Origin of the sequence: Pseudomonas sp. LS.1a, from assembly GCF_022533585.1 — a bacterium.
Lineage (GTDB): Bacteria > Pseudomonadota > Gammaproteobacteria > Pseudomonadales > Pseudomonadaceae > Aquipseudomonas.
The window spans coordinates 3,606,160-3,627,459 of sequence record NZ_CP092827.1 but is presented as its reverse complement, the minus strand read 5'-3'; the positions used below and the strand labels follow the sequence as shown (position 1 = coordinate 3,627,459).

The 21,300-nt window shown below is 60.9% G+C and carries 33 protein-coding genes and 1 tRNA gene; 14 read left to right on the top strand and 20 right to left on the bottom strand.

The window, feature by feature from the left end; genetic code table 11:
- Window positions 1-147 precede the first annotated feature (147 nt).
- Complete coding sequence (locus tag MKK04_RS16780; protein ID WP_233686856.1) at window positions 148-1,149, top strand: nucleoside hydrolase; 1,002 nt, start codon at window positions 148-150, stop codon at window positions 1,147-1,149.
- Here the strand turns inward: MKK04_RS16780 and MKK04_RS16775 are convergent.
- Entirely contained in the window at window positions 1,121-1,333 is a 213-nt protein-coding gene (locus tag MKK04_RS16775; protein WP_233686855.1) for a hypothetical protein, read from the bottom strand. The two genes, MKK04_RS16780 and MKK04_RS16775, sit on opposite strands and share 29 nt — an antisense overlap.
- A 276-nt stretch (window positions 1,334-1,609) precedes the next feature.
- Here MKK04_RS16775 and MKK04_RS16770 point away from each other — a divergent pair, with 276 nt between their 5' ends.
- Window positions 1,610-1,921 (top strand): I78 family peptidase inhibitor, encoded by a 312-nt coding sequence (locus MKK04_RS16770; protein WP_233686854.1) that lies wholly within the window; start codon window positions 1,610-1,612, stop codon window positions 1,919-1,921.
- 223 nt (window positions 1,922-2,144) lie between these two features.
- Here the strand turns inward: MKK04_RS16770 and MKK04_RS16765 are convergent, their stop codons facing one another.
- Window positions 2,145-2,357: a cold-shock protein gene (locus tag MKK04_RS16765; RefSeq protein ID WP_003250656.1), complete on the bottom strand. Its 213-nt coding sequence runs from the start codon at window positions 2,355-2,357 to the stop codon at window positions 2,145-2,147.
- A gap of 162 nt (window positions 2,358-2,519) precedes the next feature.
- Window positions 2,520-2,825 (bottom strand): hypothetical protein, encoded by a 306-nt coding sequence (locus MKK04_RS16760; protein WP_207836943.1) that lies wholly within the window; start codon window positions 2,823-2,825, stop codon window positions 2,520-2,522.
- A gap of 337 nt (window positions 2,826-3,162) precedes the next feature.
- On the opposite strand from MKK04_RS16760, the gene thrS reads away from it, so the two are divergent.
- The 9 genes from thrS to MKK04_RS16715 all read left to right on the top strand — a co-directional run bounded on the left by thrS (window position 3,163) and on the right by MKK04_RS16715 (window position 10,648).
- On the top strand, window positions 3,163-5,085 hold the full coding sequence (thrS, locus tag MKK04_RS16755; protein WP_241105759.1) for a threonine--tRNA ligase: 1,923 nt from the start codon (window positions 3,163-3,165) through the stop codon (window positions 5,083-5,085).
- On the top strand, window positions 5,085-5,636 hold the full coding sequence (infC, locus tag MKK04_RS16750; RefSeq protein WP_013972005.1) for a translation initiation factor IF-3: 552 nt from the start codon (window positions 5,085-5,087) through the stop codon (window positions 5,634-5,636). The genes thrS and infC overlap by 1 nt, the downstream gene beginning before the upstream one ends.
- Before the next feature lie 61 nt (window positions 5,637-5,697).
- Complete coding sequence (gene rpmI, locus MKK04_RS16745; protein WP_003250667.1) at window positions 5,698-5,892, top strand: 50S ribosomal protein L35; 195 nt, start codon at window positions 5,698-5,700, stop codon at window positions 5,890-5,892.
- 27 nt (window positions 5,893-5,919) lie between these two features.
- Window positions 5,920-6,276 carry a 50S ribosomal protein L20 gene (gene rplT / locus MKK04_RS16740; RefSeq protein ID WP_003250671.1) on the top strand — a complete coding sequence of 119 codons (357 nt, stop codon included), beginning with the start codon at window positions 5,920-5,922 and terminating at the stop codon, window positions 6,274-6,276.
- A 109-nt stretch (window positions 6,277-6,385) separates the two neighbouring features.
- Window positions 6,386-7,402 carry a phenylalanine--tRNA ligase subunit alpha gene (pheS, locus tag MKK04_RS16735; RefSeq protein ID WP_013972006.1) on the top strand — a complete coding sequence of 339 codons (1,017 nt, stop codon included), beginning with the start codon at window positions 6,386-6,388 and terminating at the stop codon, window positions 7,400-7,402.
- Window positions 7,403-7,433: 31 nt separating this feature from the next.
- Window positions 7,434-9,815 (top strand): phenylalanine--tRNA ligase subunit beta, encoded by a 2,382-nt coding sequence (pheT, locus tag MKK04_RS16730; protein ID WP_241105758.1) that lies wholly within the window; start codon window positions 7,434-7,436, stop codon window positions 9,813-9,815.
- Between the two features lie 4 nt (window positions 9,816-9,819).
- The gene (gene ihfA / locus MKK04_RS16725) at window positions 9,820-10,122 is read left to right on the top strand and encodes an integration host factor subunit alpha (protein WP_003250679.1); all 303 of its coding nucleotides are present in this window, start codon (window positions 9,820-9,822) and stop codon (window positions 10,120-10,122) included.
- On the top strand, window positions 10,103-10,459 hold the full coding sequence (locus MKK04_RS16720; protein WP_003250681.1) for a MerR family transcriptional regulator: 357 nt from the start codon (window positions 10,103-10,105) through the stop codon (window positions 10,457-10,459). Before ihfA ends, MKK04_RS16720 begins: the two co-directional genes overlap by 20 nt.
- A 112-nt stretch (window positions 10,460-10,571) precedes the next feature.
- A tRNA-Pro gene (locus tag MKK04_RS16715) sits at window positions 10,572-10,648 on the top strand.
- Window positions 10,649-10,727: 79 nt separating this feature from the next.
- Here the strand turns inward: MKK04_RS16715 and MKK04_RS16710 are convergent.
- The 8 genes from MKK04_RS16710 to MKK04_RS16675 all read right to left on the bottom strand — a co-directional run bounded on the left by MKK04_RS16710 (window position 10,728) and on the right by MKK04_RS16675 (window position 14,354).
- A complete protein-coding gene (locus MKK04_RS16710) occupies window positions 10,728-11,891 on the bottom strand; it encodes a tyrosine-type recombinase/integrase (protein WP_241106813.1) in 1,164 nt (387 codons plus the stop codon).
- The gene (locus MKK04_RS16705) at window positions 11,777-12,181 is read right to left on the bottom strand and encodes a helix-turn-helix transcriptional regulator (protein ID WP_225903899.1); all 405 of its coding nucleotides are present in this window, start codon (window positions 12,179-12,181) and stop codon (window positions 11,777-11,779) included. The genes MKK04_RS16710 and MKK04_RS16705 overlap by 115 nt, the downstream gene beginning before the upstream one ends.
- Before the next feature lie 19 nt (window positions 12,182-12,200).
- On the bottom strand, window positions 12,201-12,377 hold the full coding sequence (locus MKK04_RS16700) for a hypothetical protein (RefSeq protein WP_241105757.1): 177 nt from the start codon (window positions 12,375-12,377) through the stop codon (window positions 12,201-12,203).
- Between the two features lie 38 nt (window positions 12,378-12,415).
- Complete coding sequence (locus tag MKK04_RS16695) at window positions 12,416-12,754, bottom strand: hypothetical protein (protein WP_241105756.1); 339 nt, start codon at window positions 12,752-12,754, stop codon at window positions 12,416-12,418.
- A gap of 51 nt (window positions 12,755-12,805) precedes the next feature.
- Window positions 12,806-13,117 carry a hypothetical protein gene (locus MKK04_RS16690; RefSeq protein ID WP_241105755.1) on the bottom strand — a complete coding sequence of 104 codons (312 nt, stop codon included), beginning with the start codon at window positions 13,115-13,117 and terminating at the stop codon, window positions 12,806-12,808.
- Between the two features lie 46 nt (window positions 13,118-13,163).
- Complete coding sequence (locus MKK04_RS16685) at window positions 13,164-13,496, bottom strand: hypothetical protein (protein ID WP_241105754.1); 333 nt, start codon at window positions 13,494-13,496, stop codon at window positions 13,164-13,166.
- Window positions 13,484-13,888, bottom strand: coding sequence for a phage protein NinX family protein (locus MKK04_RS16680; RefSeq protein WP_241105753.1), 405 nt, complete (start codon window positions 13,886-13,888; stop codon window positions 13,484-13,486). The genes MKK04_RS16685 and MKK04_RS16680 overlap by 13 nt, the downstream gene beginning before the upstream one ends.
- 187 nt (window positions 13,889-14,075) lie before the next feature.
- Window positions 14,076-14,354 carry a hypothetical protein gene (locus MKK04_RS16675; RefSeq protein WP_241105752.1) on the bottom strand — a complete coding sequence of 93 codons (279 nt, stop codon included), beginning with the start codon at window positions 14,352-14,354 and terminating at the stop codon, window positions 14,076-14,078.
- A gap of 122 nt (window positions 14,355-14,476) precedes the next feature.
- On the opposite strand from MKK04_RS16675, the gene MKK04_RS16670 reads away from it, so the two are divergent.
- A complete protein-coding gene (locus MKK04_RS16670; RefSeq protein WP_241105751.1) occupies window positions 14,477-14,704 on the top strand; it encodes a hypothetical protein in 228 nt (75 codons plus the stop codon).
- 162 nt (window positions 14,705-14,866) lie between these two features.
- Window positions 14,867-15,091: a hypothetical protein gene (locus MKK04_RS16665; RefSeq protein WP_207833689.1), complete on the top strand. Its 225-nt coding sequence runs from the start codon at window positions 14,867-14,869 to the stop codon at window positions 15,089-15,091.
- Here the strand turns inward: MKK04_RS16665 and MKK04_RS16660 are convergent.
- Window positions 15,079-15,585, bottom strand: a complete 507-nt coding sequence (locus MKK04_RS16660; RefSeq protein ID WP_241105750.1) for a hypothetical protein — start codon at window positions 15,583-15,585, stop codon at window positions 15,079-15,081. The genes MKK04_RS16665 and MKK04_RS16660 overlap by 13 nt on opposite strands.
- Before the next feature lie 42 nt (window positions 15,586-15,627).
- Here MKK04_RS16660 and MKK04_RS16655 point away from each other — a divergent pair, with 42 nt between their 5' ends.
- Complete coding sequence (locus MKK04_RS16655; protein WP_241105749.1) at window positions 15,628-16,092, top strand: hypothetical protein; 465 nt, start codon at window positions 15,628-15,630, stop codon at window positions 16,090-16,092.
- Window position 16,093: 1 nt separating this feature from the next.
- Here MKK04_RS16655 and MKK04_RS16650 read toward each other — a convergent pair whose 3' ends face one another.
- The 8 genes from MKK04_RS16650 to MKK04_RS16615 form a co-directional block, all read right to left on the bottom strand.
- Window positions 16,094-16,969 carry a hypothetical protein gene (locus MKK04_RS16650; RefSeq protein ID WP_241105748.1) on the bottom strand — a complete coding sequence of 292 codons (876 nt, stop codon included), beginning with the start codon at window positions 16,967-16,969 and terminating at the stop codon, window positions 16,094-16,096.
- Complete coding sequence (locus tag MKK04_RS16645; RefSeq protein WP_241105747.1) at window positions 16,966-17,745, bottom strand: DUF2786 domain-containing protein; 780 nt, start codon at window positions 17,743-17,745, stop codon at window positions 16,966-16,968. Before MKK04_RS16645 ends, MKK04_RS16650 begins: the two co-directional genes overlap by 4 nt.
- A gap of 493 nt (window positions 17,746-18,238) precedes the next feature.
- A complete protein-coding gene (locus tag MKK04_RS16640) occupies window positions 18,239-18,802 on the bottom strand; it encodes a hypothetical protein (protein ID WP_241105746.1) in 564 nt (187 codons plus the stop codon).
- Window positions 18,777-19,142, bottom strand: coding sequence for a DUF7740 domain-containing protein (locus MKK04_RS16635; RefSeq protein ID WP_039615420.1), 366 nt, complete (start codon window positions 19,140-19,142; stop codon window positions 18,777-18,779). The genes MKK04_RS16640 and MKK04_RS16635 overlap by 26 nt, the downstream gene beginning before the upstream one ends.
- An 81-nt stretch (window positions 19,143-19,223) precedes the next feature.
- A complete protein-coding gene (locus tag MKK04_RS16630; protein WP_241105745.1) occupies window positions 19,224-19,412 on the bottom strand; it encodes a hypothetical protein in 189 nt (62 codons plus the stop codon).
- Between the two features lie 2 nt (window positions 19,413-19,414).
- Window positions 19,415-19,921, bottom strand: a complete 507-nt coding sequence (locus tag MKK04_RS16625) for a hypothetical protein (protein ID WP_241105744.1) — start codon at window positions 19,919-19,921, stop codon at window positions 19,415-19,417.
- A 7-nt stretch (window positions 19,922-19,928) separates the two neighbouring features.
- Window positions 19,929-20,546: a lambda exonuclease family protein gene (locus MKK04_RS16620; protein ID WP_013972383.1), complete on the bottom strand. Its 618-nt coding sequence runs from the start codon at window positions 20,544-20,546 to the stop codon at window positions 19,929-19,931.
- The gene (locus MKK04_RS16615; protein WP_241105743.1) at window positions 20,530-21,291 is read right to left on the bottom strand and encodes an ERF family protein; all 762 of its coding nucleotides are present in this window, start codon (window positions 21,289-21,291) and stop codon (window positions 20,530-20,532) included. Before MKK04_RS16615 ends, MKK04_RS16620 begins: the two co-directional genes overlap by 17 nt.
- Window positions 21,292-21,300: the final 9 nt, after the last annotated feature.

Here is a 21,300-nt window from a genome sequence, read left to right as displayed (position 1 = left end):
CCGTCGCCCCCTGTGGGAGCGGGTTCACCCGCGAACACCGGCGAAGCCGGTGCCATCCACCGCGCTGCCTCCTTCGCGGGTAAACCCGCTCCCACAGGGATTTGCGGTGTACCAGGAATACCAATCCAGGCAACAGGAGTGCCACCCATGCTCAAACCCCTGCTACAAGGAATCGCCCTCATGGCCGCAGCCACCACCCTCCAGGCCGCCCCCATCGACCTGATCATCGACACCGACCCCGGCGCCGACGACGTGGTCGCGCTGTTCCTGGCCATGGCCTCGCCCGACGAGCTCAAGATCCGCGCCATCACCACCGTGGCCGGCAATGTGCGCCTGGACAAAACCTCGCGCAACGCCCGCCTGGCTCGCGAATGGGCCGGCCGCGAAGACATCCCCGTATACGCTGGCGCTGCGCGCCCGCTGGTCCGCAAGCCGATCTACGCCGCCGACGTCCATGGCGAAGAAGGCCTCACCGGCATCCAGGTTCACGAACCGAAAGCGCCGCTAGCCCAGGGCAACGCAGTTCAATACCTGGTCGACACCCTGGGCGCCGCCCAACCCCACAGCATCACCATCGCCATGCTCGGCCCGCAGACCAACCTGGCCCTGGCGCTGATCCAGCGCCCGGACATCGTCAAAGGCATCAAGCAAGTGGTGGTCATGGGTGGCGCCCATTTCAACGGCGGCAACATCACCCCGGCGGCGGAATTCAACCTCTATGCCGACCCGCATGCCGCCGAAGTGGTGCTGGCCAGTGGCGTGCAGCTGACCTACCTGCCGCTGGACGTCACCCACAAGCTACTGACCAGCGACGCCCGCCTCAAGCAACTGGCAGCCGTTAACAATCAGGCCAGCAAACGGGTAGTGGATATCCTCAACGCCTATATCACCCACGACATGGACCTGTACGGCATGCCCGGCGGCCCGGTGCACGACGCCAGCGTGATCGCCTACCTGCTGAAGCCCGAGCTGTTCAGCGGCCGGCGCATCCATATGAGCATCGACAGCCGCGAAGGCCCCAGCTTCGGCCAGACCCTTGCCGACTGGTATGGCGTGCTAAAGCAGCCGGCCAACGTGATGTGGGTGGAGCAGGGCGATGCCCAGGGCCTGTTCGACCTGCTCAGCGCCCGTTTGGCGCGATTGGAATAGCCGCGTGCGGCGCGAAGCGCTCGAACACCTGGTCGATGAAGCTGCGTGCCGCCTCGGCGCCGCGATCGCGCACCAGCAGGTCGATGGCAATCAACAGCAATTCCTCCGGTGTGCCAGGGCTGTACGCGCTCTGGCCCTCGGCCCATTTGACCTTGATATCGGCATCGATGCTGTGGCTGCTCATGAAAGGCTCTCGCTTGGGGCCCAGGACGAAGGGGCGAACACCTGACCCTGGTGTTCGATGGAGGCGGGGTGCGCTCCACTTCTGGCACTAAATCATGACTTTGCGTCAGTGACGTTGCGGCTTAAGCATATGGCAAACGCAGCGGGTTGTGCAAAATCCGGTCACGATTGCGTTTTCGCCTCTGCTGGCGAGTTCAGGCAGACTTGGTCGGTTTTGCAACAAATGATGAGTGGAACTGTCGGATCAGACAGTTCCCGGACCGATTTAGGAGGCTTCATGTTCCGTACCCGTGCTTACCTGGCAACCCTGGCGGTGGCTGCTGTCCTGGCTGGTTGCAGCACTGGTGGCAATTCTGCTGGTGGCGCTGCGCCGGCAGGCAACGACGGCCGCTGCGAAGCCAGTGGCGCCAATTTTGCCATTGGCAAGCCAGCCAGCGCCGAGCTGCTGGAGCAGGCGCGCAAGGCCAGTGGCTCGCAGATGGCACGCATTCTCAAGCCGCACGACGTGGTCACCCTGGAGTACCGCTCCGAGCGCCTGAACCTGAATGTGGACGAGCAGGGCAAGGTGATTCGCGTCAACTGCGGTTGATACGCGGTCCTTGTGGGAGCGGCCTTGTGTCGCGATAGGGCCGCAAAGCGGCCCCGGCCATTGATGCTGCGAAGCTGAAAACCTTGGGGCCGCTACGCGCCCCTTACGCGACACAAGGCCGCTCCCACAAAAAAAGCCGCGCCCGCATGGCCAACCCCGTCAGCCCATGCAGCACCCATAAAAAAACCCGCCACAAGGGCGGGTTTTTTTACAGCTATCCGAATTACTCCGGACGAACCTGTGCAGCCTGCATGCCCTTCTGGCCGCGCTCGGCGACGAAGGAAACAGTCTGGCCTTCTTTCAGGCTCTTGAAGCCGTCAGATTCGATGGCCTTGAAGTGAACGAACAGGTCGTCGCCGCCGCCTGCTGGGGTGATGAAGCCGTAGCCTTTCTCATCATTGAACCATTTGACGGTGCCTTGTTGGCGATTGGACATGGGTGAATCTCCAGAACATTTAGTTTTTTCAGTGGTGCAATGCGGCCGAGGCTACGGAGCACGGGACACATCATAGTCTAATTCTGCGCATCTAGCGCCTTTTACCTTCGCAGGATATTGATCCAGCGCAAAGAATGGCTGGCCTGCTCTGGCTTTAAGGTTTCAGCTCTTCGGTGCGCAGGCCTGTTTCACGACCGTCTGGGCCTTCTGCATCAGCTTGGCGTCCACGCCATCGTTGCTGTCGAGGTCGGCAATCTCCGCGTCGGTGAAATTCTTTTTGATGGTTTGCGCACCACAGTCGCAGTGTTTTTTTGCGGCCGCAGCATCAACGCCTTGGCCTTGAGCCACTTGCGTGCACTGGGTCATGTAGGCGGCTTCCTTCCCGGCCGGGAAGTTGCCGGCGTTCGCAGCCATGGGCAGCAGCAGGGCCGCAGCGGCTGCCAGGGTCAGAAGAGATGGAACTCGCATAACCAGTTACTCCTTGGGTTAAGGTCACATCAAGAGTAGGTTGCTTCCCAAGGTCTGATAGGAATTTTTCCGTGTAAGTTCAGCCGAAGTCTGTAATTTCCAAATATTTCTGCCTGCCACGCAACCTGCGTGCTAGCATGCCCGGCTTGCAGCTGACAACGTGCAGCCTGCAGCAATCTTTTTTCTTTCCAGTCACTCTGGTTCGTCCCTGACAAGCCGAAAGGCTTCTGCCACTGTGAGGCAGGCTTCCCACCGAGGAAGGCAGGTCGGATCTTGTACTGGCTCATCCCAACCCACGTGACCTTTGGTAGGGGTCACCACTAGGAGAGGAGGCGCCATGCCCGTTATTACTCTTCCCGATGGCAGTCAACGTTCGTTCGATCACGCCGTATCCGTAGCCGAAGTCGCCGCTTCCATCGGCGCCGGCCTGGCCAAGGCCACCGTGGCCGGCAAGGTCGACGGCAAACTGGTCGATGCCTGCGACCTGATCAGCAACGACGCCACCCTGCAGATCATCACCCCTAAAGATGAAGAGGGACTGGAGATCATCCGCCACTCGTGCGCCCACCTGGTCGGCCACGCGGTGAAGCAGCTGTACCCGACCGCCAAGATGGTGATCGGCCCGGTCATCGACGAAGGCTTCTACTACGACATCGCCTACGAGCGCCCCTTCACCCCTGAAGACATGGCCGCCATCGAAAAGCGCATGATGGAGCTGATCGACAAGGACTACGACGTCATCAAGAAGATGACCCCGCGTGCCGAAGTCATCGACGTGTTCAAGGCCCGTGGCGAAGACTACAAGCTGCGCCTGGTCGAAGACATGCCGGACGAGCAGGCCATGGGCCTGTACTACCACGAAGAATACGTCGACATGTGCCGTGGCCCGCACGTGCCGAACACCCGCTTCCTCAAGGCGTTCAAGCTGACCAAGCTGTCCGGCGCCTACTGGCGCGGTGATGCCAAGAACGAGCAGCTGCAACGCGTGTACGGCACCGCCTGGGCCGACAAGAAGCAGCTGGCGGCGTACATCCAGCGCATCGAAGAGGCCGAAAAACGCGACCACCGCAAGATCGGCAAGCAGCTCGACCTGTTCCACCTGCAGGAAGAAGCCCCGGGCATGGTGTTCTGGCACGCCAACGGCTGGACCGTGTACCAGGTACTCGAGCAGTACATGCGCCAGGTCCAGCGCGTCAACGGCTACCAGGAAATCAAGACCCCGCAGGTTGTCGACCGTATCCTCTGGGAGCGCTCCGGCCACTGGTCCAACTACGCCGAGAACATGTTCACCACTTCGTCGGAAAGTCGTGACTACGCGGTAAAACCGATGAACTGCCCGTGCCACGTGCAGGTGTTCAACCAGGGCCTGAAGAGCTACCGCGACCTGCCGCTGCGCCTGGCCGAGTTCGGTGCCTGCCACCGTAACGAGCCGTCCGGCGCCCTGCACGGCATCATGCGCGTGCGTGGCTTCGTACAGGACGACGCGCACATCTTCTGCACCGAAGAACAGGTGAAGAAAGAAGCCGCCGACTTCATCAAGCTGACCCTGGACGTGTACAAGGACTTCGGCTTCACCGACATCGCCATGAAGCTGTCGACCCGCCCGGCCAAGCGCGTGGGCTCCGAAGAGCTGTGGGACCGTGCCGAAGGCGCACTGGCCGATGCCTTGAACGAATCGGGCCTGGAGTGGGAATACCAGCCAGGCGAGGGCGCCTTCTACGGCCCGAAGATCGAGTTCACCCTGCGCGACTGCCTCGGCCGTAACTGGCAGTGCGGTACCCTGCAGTACGACCCGAACCTGCCAGAACGTCTGGATGCCAGCTATATCGCCGAAGATAACAGCCGTGTTCGCCCGGTCATGCTGCACCGCGCCATCCTCGGTTCGTTCGAACGCTTCATCGGCATGCTGATCGAGCACTACGCTGGCGTGTTCCCGGCCTGGCTGGCACCTACCCAGGCCGTGATCATGAACATCACCGACAAGCAGGCCGATTTCGCCCTCGAGGTGGAAAATACCCTGAACGGTAGCGGTTTCCGTGCCAAGTCGGACTTGAGAAATGAGAAGATCGGCTTTAAAATCCGCGAGCATACTTTGCTCAAGGTCCCGTACCTTTTGGTTATAGGGGATCGCGAAGTCGAAACGCAGACCGTCGCAGTACGCACCCGTGAAGGCAAAGACCTCGGCTCCATGCCGGTGGCTGAATTCACGCAGCTGCTCAACAGCACTGTCGCCCAGCGCGGTCGCCTAGAATCGGAGTAATGACTATTAAGCGTGAAATGAGAAACGATAAACGAACTGCACCGAAAGCCCCGATCAACGAGAATATCTCGGCACGCGAGGTTCGGTTAATTGGCGCTGACGGCGAGCAGATTGGCATCGTCTCGATTGATGAAGCGCTTCGTATCGCTGATGAAGCGAAGCTGGATCTGGTGGAGATCTCCGCCGACGCGCAACCGCCCGTCTGCAAGGTGATGGACTACGGCAAGCACCTCTTCGAGAAGAAGAAGCAGGCCAACGAAGCCAAGAAAAACCAGAAGCAGATCCAGATCAAAGAAATCAAGTTTCGTCCAGGGACGGAAGAAGGGGATTACCAGGTAAAACTACGCAACCTGGTACGTTTCCTTACCGATGGGGACAAGGCCAAGATCTCTCTGAGATTCCGCGGCCGTGAGATGGCCCACCAGGAGCTGGGCATGGAGCTGTTGAAGCGGGTCGAAGCCGACCTCGCCGAATACGGCTCCGTTGAGCAGCATCCGAAGATGGAAGGACGCCAGCTTATGATGGTCATCGCCCCCAAAAAGAAGAAGTAATCTCCCGGGCACGGCAGGCCTGATGATTATTGTGTAATTTTATCGAATGCGGAGTTCCAACATGCCAAAAATGAAAACCAAGAGCGGTGCTGCGAAGCGCTTCCTGAAGACCGCTTCCGGCTTCAAGCACAAGCACGCTTTCAAGAGCCACATCCTGACCAAAATGTCGACCAAGCGTAAGCGTCAACTGCGCGGTGCCAGCCTGCTGCACCCGTCTGACGTGGCAAAAGTCGAGCGCATGCTGCGCGTACGTTAATTCTGGTTTAGATAGAGGAAGTTACTCATGGCTCGTGTTAAGCGTGGCGTCATCGCTCGTAAGCGTCACAAGAAAATTCTGAAACTGGCTAAAGGCTACTACGGTGCACGCTCGCGCGTATTCCGCGTTGCCAAGCAGGCTGTCATCAAGGCAGGTCAATATGCCTACCGTGACCGTCGTCAGAAGAAGCGTCAGTTCCGCGCACTGTGGATCGCTCGTATCAACGCCGGTGCCCGCACCAACGGTCTGTCCTACAGCCGTCTGATTGCTGGCCTGAAAAAGGCTTCGATCGAAATCGACCGTAAGGTTCTGGCCGATCTGGCAGTGAACGAAAAAGCGGCGTTTGCTGCGATTGTCGAGAAAGCTAAAGCCGTTCTGGCTTAAGTACCCGCGACAATCACCCGGCGGCGCTAGCGCCGTCGGGCATTGAACGTCATCGATAGGGGAAGAGCCTTCAAAGCTCTTCCCCTATTTTCGTATCTGGAGTCTGTACATGGAAAACCTGGATGCGTTGGTCTCCCAAGCCCTAGAGGCCGTGGAACGCGCTGAAGACATCAATACCCTGGAACAGATCCGGGTGAACTATCTCGGCAAGAAAGGCGAGCTGACCCAGGTGATGAAGACCCTGGGCAACCTGCCAGCCGAAGAGCGGCCGAAAGTCGGCGCGCTGATCAACGACGCCAAAGAGCGCGTCACCGTTGTGCTCAATGCCCGCAAGGCCGCCTTCGAAGAAGCCGAGCTCAGCGCTCGCCTGGCTGCCGAATGCATTGACGTCACCCTGCCAGGCCGCGGCCAGGCCACCGGTGGCCTGCACCCGATCACCCGTACACTCGAGCGCATCGAGCAGTTCTTCACCCACATCGGCTACGGCATCGCTGAAGGCCCAGAGGTCGAAGACGACTACCACAACTTCGAAGCGCTCAACATCCCCGGCCACCACCCGGCCCGGGCGATGCACGACACCTTCTACTTCAATGCCAACATGCTGCTGCGCACCCACACCTCGCCGGTGCAGGTGCGGACCATGGAGTCCACCCAGCCGCCCATCCGCATTGTCTGCCCGGGCCGCGTATACCGCTGCGACTCGGATATCACCCACTCGCCGATGTTCCACCAGGTCGAAGGCCTGCTGATCGATCGCGATATCAACTTCGCCGACCTCAAGGGCACCATCGAAGAATTCCTGCGCGTGTTCTTCGAAAAAGAACTGGCGGTACGTTTCCGCCCATCGTTCTTCCCCTTCACCGAGCCGTCCGCCGAAGTCGACATCCAGTGCGTGATGTGTTCCGGCAAAGGCTGCCGCGTGTGCAAGCAGACCGGCTGGCTGGAAGTGATGGGCTGCGGCATGGTGCACCCGAACGTGCTGCGCATGTCCGGCATCGACCCTGAAGAGTTCCAGGGCTTCGCCTTCGGCATGGGCGCCGAGCGCCTGGCCATGCTGCGCTACGGCGTCAACGATTTGCGTCTGTTCTTCGATAACGACCTGCGGTTCCTTGCCCAATTCCGCTAGGCCCAATCGACGCACATTCTAGGAGAACAGCATGAAATTCAGTGAACAGTGGCTGCGCGGTTGGGTAAACCCGCAAGTCTCCCGTGACGAACTGGTCGCCCGCCTGTCCATGGCCGGCCTCGAAGTCGACAGCGTTACCCCCGCTGCCGGCCAGTTCAGCGGCATCGTCGTGGGCGAAATCCTCGCCACCGAACAACACCCGGACGCCGACAAGCTGCGCGTGTGCCAGGTAAGCAATGGCCAGGAAACCTTCCAGGTCGTGTGCGGCGCCCCTAACGCCCGCCCAGGCATCAAGATCCCGTTCGCCATGATCGGTGCCGAACTGCCGGGCGACTTCAAGATCAAGAAGGCCAAGCTGCGCGGCGTCGAGTCCTTCGGCATGCTGTGCTCGGCTGCCGAGCTGCAGATCAGCGAAGAGAACGACGGCCTGCTCGAGCTGGCTGCCGACGCCCCGGTTGGCGAAGACATTCGCCAGTACCTGAGCCTGGACGACGCCAGCATCGAAATCGGCCTCACCCCCAACCGCGGTGACTGCCTGTCCATCGCCGGCCTGGCCCGCGACGTCAGCGCCCTGTACGACACCCCGGTCACCCGCCCGGTAGTGCCAGCCGTACCGGCTGCCCACGACGAAGTGCGCCCGGTCGAAGTCAGCGCCCCGGCTGCCTGCCCACGTTACCTGGGCCGCGTCATCCGCAACGTCGACCTGAGCAAGCCGACCCCACTGTGGATGGTCGAACGCCTGCGCCGCAGCGACGTGCGCAGTATCGACGCCGCCGTCGACATCACCAACTACGTGATGCTCGAACTCGGCCAGCCGATGCACGCCTTCGACCTGGCAGAAATCAACGGCGGCATCCGCGTACGCATGGCCGAAGAGGGCGAGAAGCTCGTCCTGCTCGACGGCCAGGAAGTGGCCCTGCGCGCCGACACCCTGGTCATCGCCGACCACACCCGCGCCCTGGCCATCGCCGGCGTCATGGGTGGCGAGCACAGCGGTGTGAACACCGAAAAAACCCGCGACCTGTTCCTCGAAAGCGCCTTCTTCGAGCCGATCTCCGTCGCCGGTAAAGCCCGTTCCTACGGCTTGCACACCGACGCCTCGCACCGCTACGAGCGCGGCGTGGACTCGCAGCTGGCCCGCGAAGCCATGGAGCGCGCCACCCAGCTGCTGCTGGACATCGTCGGCGGCGAAGCCGGCCCGGTCGTCGAAGCCGTCAGCGAACAGCACCTGCCGCAAGTGGCCCCGGTCACCCTGCGCGCCGAACGCATCACCCAGATGCTCGGCATGGAAATGGACCCAGCCCAGGTCGAGCAGCTGCTCAACGCCCTGGAACTGACCACGACTAAAGACGGGGAAGGGCAGTGGACCGTTAACGTCCCAAGCCACCGCTTCGACATCAGCCTGGAAGTGGACCTGATCGAAGAGCTGGCCCGCCTGTACGGCTACAACAACCTGCCGGTTCGCTACCCGCAAGCCCGCCTGGCCCCCCAGGGCAAGCCGGAAACCCGCGGTGACCTGCCGACCCTGCGCCGCCTGCTGGTTGCCCGCGGCTACCAGGAAGCCATCACCTACAGCTTCATCGACCCGAAACTGTTCGAACTGTTCAGCCCGGGCGTAGAGCCGCTGTTGCTGGCCAACCCCATCTCCAGCGACATGGCCGCCATGCGCGCATCCCTGTGGCCGGGCCTGGTCAAGGCACTGCAGCACAACCTGAACCGCCAGCAAGACCGCGTGCGCCTGTTCGAAAGCGGCCTGCGCTTCGTCGGCCAGCTCGGCGACCTGAAGCAGCAGCCGATGATCGCCGGCGTTGTCACCGGCAGCCGCCTGCCAGAAGGCTGGGCCAACGGCCGCGACGGCGTCGACTTCTTCGACGTGAAGGCCGACGTGGAAGCCCTGCTGGGCTACTCCGGCGCCCTGAGCGACTTCACCTTCAGCGCCGGCAAGCACCCAGCCCTGCACCCAGGCCAGACCGCCGCCATCGAGCGTGACGGCAAGCTGGTCGGCTACCTCGGCGCCATCCACCCAGAGCTGGCCAAGGCCCTGGACCTGGACCGCCCGGTGTTCCTGTTCGAGCTGGTGCTGGGCGACGTGGTCGAAGGCCGCCTGCCGAAATTCAGCGAGCTGTCCAAGTTCCCGGAAACCCGCCGCGACCTGGCTTTGATCGCAGGACGTGATGTAGCTTCTAGCTCGGTGCTTGAAGTAATTCGTGACAATGCAGGCGAATGGCTTACAGACCTCAGGCTGTTTGACGTCTACCAAGGTAAAGGCATTGATCCTGATAGAAAAAGCCTTGCCGTCGGCTTGACCTGGCAGCATCCATCGCGCACTCTTAACGACGATGAGGTGAACGCCGCACTGCAAAACATCCTCACCTCGCTCGAACAAAGGTTGAACACCACGTTAAGGAAATAACGGCATGGGTGCTCTGACGAAAGCTGAGATGGCCGAAAGGCTGTACGAGGAGCTGGGGCTTAACAAGCGTGAGGCCAAGGAGCTGGTCGAGCTGTTTTTCGAAGAAATTCGGCACGCACTTGAAGAGAACGAGCAGGTCAAGCTGTCCGGTTTCGGCAACTTCGACCTTCGCGACAAACGCCAGCGGCCGGGCCGCAACCCCAAGACAGGGGAAGAAATCCCGATCACTGCACGGCGCGTCGTCACCTTTCGTCCAGGGCAGAAGTTGAAGGCCCGGGTTGAGGCCTATGCTGGAACCAAGCCATAACGACGAACTGCCCCCCATACCGGGCAAAAGGTACTTCACCATTGGTGAGGTGAGTGAGCTTTGTGCGGTAAAACCGCACGTGCTGCGGTATTGGGAGCAGGAGTTCGATCAGCTCAATCCTGTGAAGCGGCGGGGGAACCGGCGGTATTATCAGCGGCAGGATGTGCTGATGATTCGCCAGATTCGCGCGCTGCTTTATGACCAGGGGTTCACCATTGGTGGGGCTCGGTTGAGGCTCTCCAGTGATGAGGCTAAGGATGAGTCGAGCCAGTACAAGCAGCTGATTCGGCAGATGATTGTCGAGTTGGAGGATGTGTTGGTGGTGTTGAAGAAGTGACCTGGGTTTTTGATGAGTGAATTTTTTTGAGAAAAAGCTTTCATTTATCAGGATGTTAGGGTACATTCTTCAACGTTCTCGGTAGCATTGAGAACATGCTTCAAAGCCCAGTCGGGGCGTAGCGCAGCCCGGTAGCGCACTTGCATGGGGTGCAAGGGGTCGAGTGTTCGAATCACTCCGTCCCGACCATATACTTCAATGACTTAGGCCATTTCCGAAAGGAGTGGCCTTTTTCATGTGCGTGACTTTTGCGTGACTTCTCAGGTTTTTACGCCTGCCTCCTCTTCAAAATCGTCAGCACCGGCCCACGCGAGTCCGTCGCTGAAACTTTGTTTGCCGCCTCTATCAACTGTCCCAGCTCCGCGCCAGAATAGTGACTGGTCACGCTGCCGTTCTTGTGGCCAAGAAGCGACTTCCGATCTTCCTCTGTTACACCAGCTGCTTTCAGGCGCCTGCCGAAAGTGTGCTTCAAGTCGTGAACCCTGATCGAAGCGAACCCAGGGTGTGCCGGCCGCAAGTGTTGCTCCTGCCAGAGCTTTGCCGCGCGCACCCTCGCTTTCTTCCAGGCCGAGTCGTTCATCCTGTGCATCCCGGTGCCGTTGTAGGGAAACACCCATTCCCGGCTAATCCCGCGCTGCCCGTCGATGATCGACTTTGCCACGCTGTTCAGCACCACCAGACGCTCATCTCGGTTCTTCACGCCTGAGTTCTCGTGCCGGCCGCCGAAATCGGCAGGTATCAGGAACACACTGGTGCCCAGTTCGGGTACCGAGATCTCCCAGTCCCACCTCAGTTTGCAGACCTCCTGCTCGCGGCAGCCCGTGTTCACCTTGAACAGGGCCATACGCTGCAGGTGGTCCGGCAACTCACCGAAGAGAATCGACTGCTCATCCCAAGACATCGGGTATGGCTTTCGACTGGATCTCTTCTCCTCCAGCTTGGCCAGCAGCGGGATGCTGTCGAGCCAAGGCCTGCGCTCTTCATCCCGCCATTTCCGGCAAGCCAGCGACAGAACGCGAATCACCCGCTCGATCGCGATGTTCACCGTCCGGTTGCTGACCGCCTTCCTCACTTTCCCATTCGGCAAATCTTCGTCCGTCTGCCGGTCCCGAATGAACGGGGCCAGCGCCTGGTCGTCGATGTGCGTCAGCGGCAGGTCGCCCAGGTATGGATCAAGTTGCTGGAGGCACAGGGCAGTCAGCTTGATTGACGGCTGATCCTTGTGCTCGAGCAGGTACCTGGTAGCCGCCTCCCGGAACGTCCGAACCTGCCGAACACCATACACTTTGCGCTGGCGGATCTGCTCGAGCCGGTGGATCAGGTACTTTTCCGCTTCCGCCCGGTCACAAGTTCCAGTGCTTTCGTAAAGTCTCTCGCCGTTGATCCTCTTGTCGATGTGCCAGATGCCGTTCCTTTGGGAAAGGCCTGTGATTGTCTTTCGCGCCATCCCTTATCTCCTGATGGGCGCTCGCTGCCGGGTGATTGTCGTCCCTGAGCGCCTTCTTTCGCAATTGCCATGGCCTGGATGTAGTCGTTCACCCAGGCGTCCAGCTCTTCCCGGTCGAAACCGATGCCGCGCTCCCCAATGGGGAATTCGCTCACATGCGGCCTGACGGTCTTGTTGAATTCCGATCGGCACATGCCGAGGTAGTGGGGTGCATCGCCAGCGCGGATGATGCGCGGCTGAATGCGAGCGGCCGGTGCCGCGCTGGCGTTTGCCATGTGGTTCTCCTGCGGCCGATCAGGCCGTGAAGTGGTGCCCGACCTTCGCCGCGCGGGCGGCTTCCTCGGTGCGGAACATGAGTTCGGTTTTGCCTGGGCGGCCTTCCGATTCGTTCTCGGCCCCCACCCACCAGAAGCCGAACTTGCGGTACGGCTCGCCGAGGATCTTCGTGACGTAGCAGTCGATCAGGTTCATGGATGGTCTCCACGCCGCCGGTGGCGGCAGGTTGGTGGTCAGGGCTTGACGATCGGCGTCCAGCCGCCTGGCCGGTGCGTCTCGTGGTAGGTATCAACGCCGCGGTGCTTGCCGTGGCTAATGCGGCAGACCTTGCACATGCGCGAGTCGCCGAAGTCGCCGTACTTCACTAGCGAGAATGCTGACCACCGATGGCCGAAGGGTTTGCAGATCAGCCAGCGGCCGGCCAGCACGATCGCGTTCCAGATGCGCGGATATTCGCTGTGGAGTGCCAAGTGGACGTGATTCAGGCGCATGCCCATCCGCCATTTCAGCGGACGATGCTTGTCGCCTTTGCGAAGCGGCTCGGTGATGAGCTTTCCGATTTGTTTGAGCACAGGGCATCCTCGTCCGCGCATGTCGGCGGGCTTGAGTAGTTGGGGGAGGGGTTAGCGTTGGCGGTCGAAGAAGTTGCCGGCCTTGCGCTGGAAGGTCAGGTGAGCCCATTGGCGGGCTGCGTTCCCTGCCTGGACGAGTGAGGTGGCGTCGGTTGAGTAGCCGACATGCAGAACTTCGTCGCCGGCTGCACTGCTGAGTACGATCATGGCTGCCACCGGCTCGCGCTCCACCTCGTTGCCCTCGATGTGCTGGGCGATTTCGCGGAACCAGTCGGCCAGCCTTTTGCGCTCGGCTTGGTTGGCCATCACCTGGTTGTTTTGGGCTCGGCGCTTCAGCGGAAACTTGAAGACTTCTGCGCTCATCGCGGCCACCTGTAGAGGTTGAAGGCCACGAACATCAGGGGCAGGATCACTGGCATAGCTCCTTCGGCACGCTGATGGTTTCGCCGCGGGCGTGGTGCACCACAGCGCGGGCCGCTGCTTCTGCCCGGGTATCGCCTGGCTGCCTGTCCAGCGGATGACCTGACACACAGGCCAACCAAGGCCAGCTGTAGCCGCGGTCGATCCAGATGCCGTGCTTCTGGATCAGGTGCTCTCCCGCCGCGTCGTCGATGGTTTGGCCACCCAGTGGAAGTTGCAGTTGGCCGGCCACCGCCGGCATCGGGCCGTCTACCAACTCGATGGCCCAGAGCAGCGCCTTGCCGGCTAGGTCGCAGGTTTGCACCTTGATCAGGCTGGGCATGAGATCAGCTCCTTTGGTACCCGCACGACTGGGCCGAGCTTCGCGTGGACCAAGGCGCGGCAAAAGGCGATAAGGGGTGTAGGACCGGAAAGCCATGTCGAGTTGAGCGGCCCTGCGCTGCAGCCGCATGGACCGCCTGACAAATACCGGTCATGGCTCAAGCCTGCCTGATGCTTTTCGATCAGCGGCCCACCGTGCTCCCAGTTTGATGAGGGCCTGAATCCATAGCCCATCTCGACGCCGCGGATGCTGATGCTGGTAGGGTCTTCTTCGTTGAGCCAAACATTTGTCAGACGCTCGGGATCTGACTCGAATCCTTCGGCCATGGCCACAGCCCAGTCCAGCGGCGCGCCGACCAGGTTGGATACCCTCACTTCGATTAGGTCGGTCATGGTCGCCGCTCCATTTGGCGCTGGCGATATGTCGATGGCCGCTCGATTCCCCACCAACCAGAACTGCGCGATAGGGAGAAATACCAGCGGCCTCCTGCGTCTGTCTTGTACCAGCCGGCCATGAACTTGGGAGTGCTGGGCGCCCATGCCTCTGCATCGCGAGGTGCGACGTTCCAATTCATGCTGCTCACAGCTCATACCTCTCATCAATCCAGCGCCCAGGCGCCAGTGCGGGTGTAGGTTCGGGTTGGGTTTCGTGCGGGGAGAGCTGGCGCTCGTTGCCGGCCTGCAGCTGGCTGTCGGGGATGCAGCTGATGCCGACCCCATTCAGCAGGTAGCAGGTGACGCCGCGCTGGCTGTCGTGCTGCACGTCGATGACGTTATCTTGCGGCTGTGGTGCTGCGCTGGCGCCGGTGGCCAGCAGCAGGAGGCAGAGGGCGAGGCGAGGCTTGATTTCTTCAGGCATGAAGTTGTCCTACCGACTTCTCGGCGCTGGGGGTAGAAAAATGGGATTTCTTGGAGGCGGTGAGGTCAACAGGGAGAGCCGTCGACGCTGATAGCTCATCTATCCACCGAGAGGTGAGCTATATGCCCAACGCAAACGAAAGCCGTTACCAGGCTTATCTGCTTCTCAGAGAGCTCGATGCTCAAATTGCTGCCACGATGAACCAGATCGCCTATGGGCGAATGAATGGGATCGAATGGGAAAAGACCTGCAAAGCCCACCGAATCGCATTCGATGAGTGGATCAAATTCGCCGATATACGGGCCGCTGAAGGAAAAGATTCAGCTTCAGAAAGCCTTAACGACGACTGACTGGCCGATGGCTATCGACACTTCTCCTCGCCGCGATATCGCGGCAGTGAATAGAGGGGAGAGGGGTTCCAGCGGGATGGAGTACAAATGTGCTCTTTCGTGTTTTGCGTTTCCGACTGCTCAGGCAGGGACTAGACTTAGCGTCCCAACCGGAGAGCAGCCATGACCACAGAACGGGTTATGCATTTGGAGCAAGCGCTGGCGGCCGTGTTTGCTGCGGCAGAGCAACAGGGGCTTGATCCAATTCAGCTTCGCCGTCAGGCCATAGGTGGCCTTATAGGCAATGCGTCGTGGCGCTGGGTTGCCCCCGAGCATGTACCTGGCGCAATCGCTGAGATCGAGGGCGCGTTGTTTCTGGTGGATCCGGAGCCTGTTCAGGCCAGCTGAAGGCTGTCGGGTGTTGCGCTCAAGGCTGCGCGGGCAATGGAGCCGTCTTCAACGAACCAAGCCTCGGATTCATGCCACAGCACATTCGCTGGCTCGCCGCTTACGTTGTCCCAGTCGCTGCCAATGTCCTGTGCGAAATGATCCCGGTCGGCGTAGAACTTCAGGGCCTCTCGCAGCCTCTGAACCTCGCCGGTATCGGTCATTGGGCCCAGTCCGGTAATCGGTAGCCCAGTCGCCGCGGCATCCCGCTCTGCCTCTTCTTTGGTCCACCAGAAGGCAGCACCAACCGTCCAGGCTATAGGCTCGGGGTGGGGCTGCGGTTCTGGATGCGTTTCGCGGTAGCCGGCCAGAAACAGCAGGTAGTCGCCGTGGGTGCGCGGGTCTTCGAAGCCGGTGCTGTCCTTGCGCAGCTCCGCCTCACCTAGGCCGAGCGGGTTGAGGCTGATGAACAAATCGCGCGGGTCGGTGTTGCAGGATCGGTTTTCTGTGGGCATGGGTGGTCCTATGCGTTACATTCGCTGGCCAATGAAATGGAGGTGGATGTGCAGCAAAAGTCCTTGGAAGAACTGGTTTCCGAATTTCGGAGCGCGATTCAGTCGTTGGCTGTTGAGGGATTCTGGTTCGGAATTTGTATCAATAGCCGATTCCCTGAGGGGGCATGCGACGACTCTTCTATGCTTCTTGCAGCCTACTTGACTGACAATGGATTCCCTGGAGCGATGCGCATGTCAGGCGTCGATGGTGGCCGGGATGAGGAGTGGGACTCTCATATTTGGCTGAAGCTTGGCGGTAAGCTCATAGATATCACCGGCAGTCAGTTTGAAGGGTACGATCAGCCCGAAATCCTGATTGAAGAGTCCGACGCGTTCCTTGACACATTCACTATCGATAAAGAGCCAAGGCTCGCTGATTACAGGCTTCAGCAACCGCAGCTCTCGAACAGAAGCTATTTCACAGATTCCTATAATGCTATTCGAGCACGCATAGCCTCTGAGGCTTGACTTAGTCCCCGCAGAAGCAGTCTATGTCCTCGGACAGGTAGTCAAAGTCAAAATCCGCCTGCCTGGCGCGCTGGTCAGCTGACCAGGCCAGCGACCGGTAATTGGGTCGGTCCTGCCGGAATACCTGGCCGAATCGTTCTTCGGTGCCAGACCACCAGATCACTCTGGATGGGTCTGCCTGGATGGTCCTGATCAGCTTGGCCTCGTTCTTTTTCCAGCACAGGTCGCAGTTGCCGTAGTCCGAGTCCATGCCCAGGTCGAAAGGCAGTTCGGCCCAGAAAGCCGCCACGTCTTCCTTGATGATGCCAGCGACGTAGGATGGGCGGACGCTGTCCCATCGCGAATTGCCGCGCTCGTTGGCGGTCATCATTCGGCTGTAGCGGCGCGGCTCGTCGTACCGGATACCGACGATGCAATCCCACTCGTCGTAGCCTAGGGCGCGCATGTGCTTCTCGCCGATCTTCACCTTCAGGTAGGCGGTGCACATGTTGTTGCTGAAGTTGGGCAGCACCGCCGGCAGGTTCTTCTCTGCTTTCCGGTATGCCTCGTAGTACTCGAGCATCATCGTGAACGGCTCGCCGTTGCGGCTGGCCGTCTCGAAGTCGACGATCTTGTACCATGGCGCGTCGTCTGGCTGCCCGTACACCCGGCACCACTCCATCCAGATGATATTGACGCCCCAATGCTTGGCCATGGCGTCGATGAAGACCAGCGTCTCCTCGCGCTCCTTGCCGGTGTTCTGGAAGAAGGCGTGCACGTCTGCCGGTAGCTTGCCGCCGTGGGCCTCCAGAATTTTCCAGAGCATGTGCCCGCTGGTGCGGCCACCACTGACGCCAATCTGCGCCGGCCCAGTGATCTGATAGGGGTTAATCGTCATGAGCTTCCCAGCCTGAACTGTTCCTGGCCACCGTGCGCCATGGCTGGATTGAGCTGGACGCGCTGCCCGGCGAGCATTCCTGCGATCTGAGCGGCCATGTCGAGCTCTACGGGCCCAGACTTGCGCTGCTTGCCAATCTCGCGGCCACCCAGGTACTGCTCGATCAGCGCTTTGTCCTGGCTTTCCGCCTGCACAAGGTCGCGTCCACTAGAGCACTGCTCGATGGCTGGATCTTCTTCGCCCTGCGGCACCAACTCATGGATCTTGCCGTGCACCACTGAAACCCACGCGATTGCGAAGTGATCGCCGGCTGTCTCGGGGGAGTAGGCGCTGCGGCGCTTACCACTCCTGACCGAGGCTACGTAGTCGCGGCGAGCCTGCGTCAGCTTGGTGAGCAAAGTCTCGTAGGCATACATCGCGATCTGCGGCGCAGGCATCACGCCTACGAACAAGGCCCGCTCAACCATTCGCCCAGACGACTCGCACCAGTGCTTATACGAGAGCGGTCGGCACCCGAACACCCTGGCCACGATGCCGCTTAGGTGCCGATCCCAGGTTGGCCGGCGGTTCGCCCTGGACTTCTCCGACTGGACCTCGTCCACATCGCTCAGGCGGACATCCAGCTCGGTGAGTCGATACTCGCGCATCAGCGCTTGGGCCTGGCGCATTGCCGTGGCCGCCTCGTTCTCGTTCGAGCTTTTGGACAGGGCCAGACAGCGCTTGATCTTGCGGATGACCCGCTCGAGCTTGCTTTCGTCGTGCTGTTGTTCGGTCATGTTGTGGTCCTTGCGTGCAGGCGCCGCCCTCGCCGGGGAGGCGTGATTTGTTGAAAGGGATATGCGAGTCGAGGTCGTTTCGAGGCTGTACGGGGTGTTAATTTATAATTGGCGGCGCTTAAAAAGTTTTTGTAAGCCTTGCAATTCCGTATTAAATGGCCATGATGTCGAAGCGGCATGGTGCCGAGCACAGGAGATCGAGATGGAAATTTGGCGTCAGGGTGCAAACCGGAAGACCGGCTGGTCTGTAATCAAATCTAGGAAGGCCCCAATTTTTGGGTTCGAGGAGGATTCGAAGAAGGGAAGTGTTCTCGGGATTACGCTGAAGACCACATCCGATCCTAGCCAGGTTGGAGAATACGACCACCTGGTGCGCTTGACGCTCAGCGATATCGGCCTCCTCTTAGATGAACTTAGCGAGGTACGCGATCCGAAGATCCAGGCAGAGCTGGCTGAAACCCTGTCAGAATACGTCCGACCGCTCCATCGCTTGCTAAATCTGGCGAGCGGGGTCTCTCTGTCTAGGTAGTTGACCACAGCCCTCTGCTGTCGGAAGGGCGATTTCGTCCCCCGGATCCTGCTGAATCATCAGCATGCTCTTCCTGTCGAAGGCCATGGCCAGTCTCGGAGATATGCTGATTTTGTGCCGCGGCGGGGTGAGAAACTTCGCCGCGTGCAGCCTGCCCAGTGCGTGGATGCCGTGGATCAATGCCTCAATCATCTGGCTGTACGTGGCGTCTGCCCAGCCGCATATGGCGCGCAGGTGCTGGCCGGTTCGCTTCCTGGCTGACAGCCGCAGCGGCTCATTCCGCGCCACAGATCGGTGAGCTTCGATTTCGTGGCGTGCGATCCTGAATAGCGCGTGATGCCCGAGCGCTTCGATGTGATGAATCATCAGCGTCATCGCCTCGCCTTGCTCATCAATGCCGGCCCACTCCATCAGCTCTAGGAGGGCCTGCTTAGTCCCTGGTCGAACCTTCAAGCGCAGGTCTTCTTCCTGCAGGCGCTCGGCCTTCTCTCGCCTGCGCTCATCACGCTGCTGCTGCGTCAGAGCCATCATCGCCTCCATTGCGCACAAAGCGGGTGCCTGGTGCGTACTCCAGCAGGTCGCACACCCGGTTGATGATCTTGAGCGCGGCGTCGAACACCTTGGCGTCGTCCGGCTCGCGGGCCAGGCGCTTCATGTTCGGCTGATGCTCCAGGCAGACCTTGTCGACCAGGCGACGGGCCAGCCTGCGCAGGTGGTCGGCGCTGTCGTGCACGCGCAGGCTCAGCGCGAAGGCCAGAGCCACGTCATCAGGCCGGTACTGGCCGCCGCTGCGGGTGTTGTACAGCTTCTTGACCGGTGACTTCAGCCAGCCCGGAAGGGTTACGACTCCAGAGGGTGCTTTCTGCATGTCTGTGCTCCGTGAGGCCGCTGGGCGGCAGGTGGAACTGTTCTTGCCGCCGGCGATGGCGGACCAGGTTGTTGATCCGTCTCATGCGGCGCGCGCCGTATCGATCTGCTCGGTGACCTCGACCAGTTGCTGGGTCAGGTTCTCGATGGTGGCGGCGCCGCGCACACGTTCGGCGCGGCCCCATTGGCAGCTGCGGTTGAACAGCAGCTGCAGGTGCTGCTCCAGTTCCTTCCGGCGCAGGAGGAGGTCGGGGGTGGTGATTGCTGTCATGGCTATGCCCTGCGTTTTCTGAGCGGGAAGTCGATACCGAACTTCTTGATGATCCGACTCATCGTCGTGTGGCCGATCTCGAGCTTCAGAGTTGCGCTATTGCGCGATAGGCCTGCATCCCTGAGTGCCCGGATTCGATCGGCCAGCTTGGCGTCACGGGCCTCGACGTCTGGCTTTTCGATGTGTTTGCCGCGGTTGCCCGAGACAAACGCGAAGCCGTGGCGCTTGGCCATGTCCCATAGCGAGGACTGGGATACTTTGAGTTCCTGGGCCGCTTCTCGGCAGGTCATGGTCTCGGCCATCTTCGCCACCATGTCGGCGCGGGCCTTGGCCTTTTCCTGACGGGTACCGTGCTGCACTGGGGGCGGCCCCCGGCGCTTCTTAGGTGCGGGCTCAGGGTGCTTGCGCTGGGGCAGCGGCCGGTAGGTGAAGCCCTCCAGCACTACGAGCTGGCCGCCAGACGCGAAGAAGGCCGCTTTTGCGGCCTCCAGGTCGATTGATTGGTTCATGCTCACCTCATGCTGCGATTCCGAGCACGCGATTCATGCGCTCGTCGAGGATTTCGTAGAAGGTTTTCACGCGCTCCGAGAGCTTGCGGATCATCGCCTCGTCCCGGTAGGCACGCTTCACGAACAGCGGCATGCCCGGCCAGTAGCAGATGAAGTCGATCCATTCGCGCTCGGACACCCAAAGGCCGCCCTGGCACTGAGCGACATGCTCTTTCGGGATCTCGCCACCCAAGATCACGTCGACCTGCAGCTTCGGCAGCTTGGTCTTGATCTCGGTCAGGCCGTTGTCGCCGACCAGGGCGTCTGGTGAGTAACCAATGCCATGGTTCAGGATGATCCCCACCTGGTGGGTCTGGACGTCCTCGCGGTCGCAATACAGGGCCCGGGCAGTACCTTCCAGTTCGTGCCCGCGCTCGGTGTGGCGGTTACCGGTGAACGGGTCGGCCGCTTCGCCGGTGATGCGCTCGCCGATCAGGGTGTTCATGTAGGTGAAGGCGCCGGCACCGAAACCGGCCTCACCCTTGCCGTTCACCAGCAGGCAGTCCAACTCGCTGCAGGTAATGATGCCCAGGCGCAGGTCAAGCCAGGCCTGGGTGCCTTGCTCGACGTCACTGATGATCTGCATTTGCGGCCTCCGCGGCCCTAATGGCCTTGTTCAGTTGCGCGACCAGGATGTCGTGGCGACCCTTCGGCACGCATTCGGCCGAACCGTATTCGCCGGTAAACCAGTCGCGGGTCGTCTGGGTGCAGCGATCGAGCAGGGCGCTGATGCCGGCCGCCTGCACGCTGGTGACGTTCGCCGTTGGCACGGCTGCGTGGCCGTCGTCATCCTCGCCGCGGGTGGTGAGGTTGAGCAGGGCGCTCATGACGTAGCGCTTGCCGTAACTGGTGGACGAGCCGACCGCCTGGACAGCGTTCTTGCTGCCGCTGGTGTCGAGCGGGAGCAGCATGGTTGTGCTCTCGCGGTGTCCGGCCCGGTGCATCAGGATGCCGGTTACCGTGAGGCCGCCCGGCGTGTTCTCGACCTTGAACGTGATGGCGAAGCCGTGGGCCTGCATGATCGGCTTGATGACATCGTTGATGTCTTCGAAGGTGGCGTAGTCGCTGCGCTTCTGGCCGTTCACCACGATGGCGCCGCGTTCGGCGATGCTCGGGATGTCGCTCTGCATGGCCGCCATGGCGGCGTTGAACTCTGCCTCAGCATCACGGGCCTGCATGCGTTCATGCATCGCCATCAGACGCTCCAGCTTGTCGATGTCACAGGTGGGGTCGGTAGCGGCCCGGCTGATTACGGCCAGGATGCTGCTGTCGGCCTGCGCGGGCGCGGCCACCGGGCGGCGCTGCTCCGGCACAATGATCGTGCTGCTCATGGTCGGTGC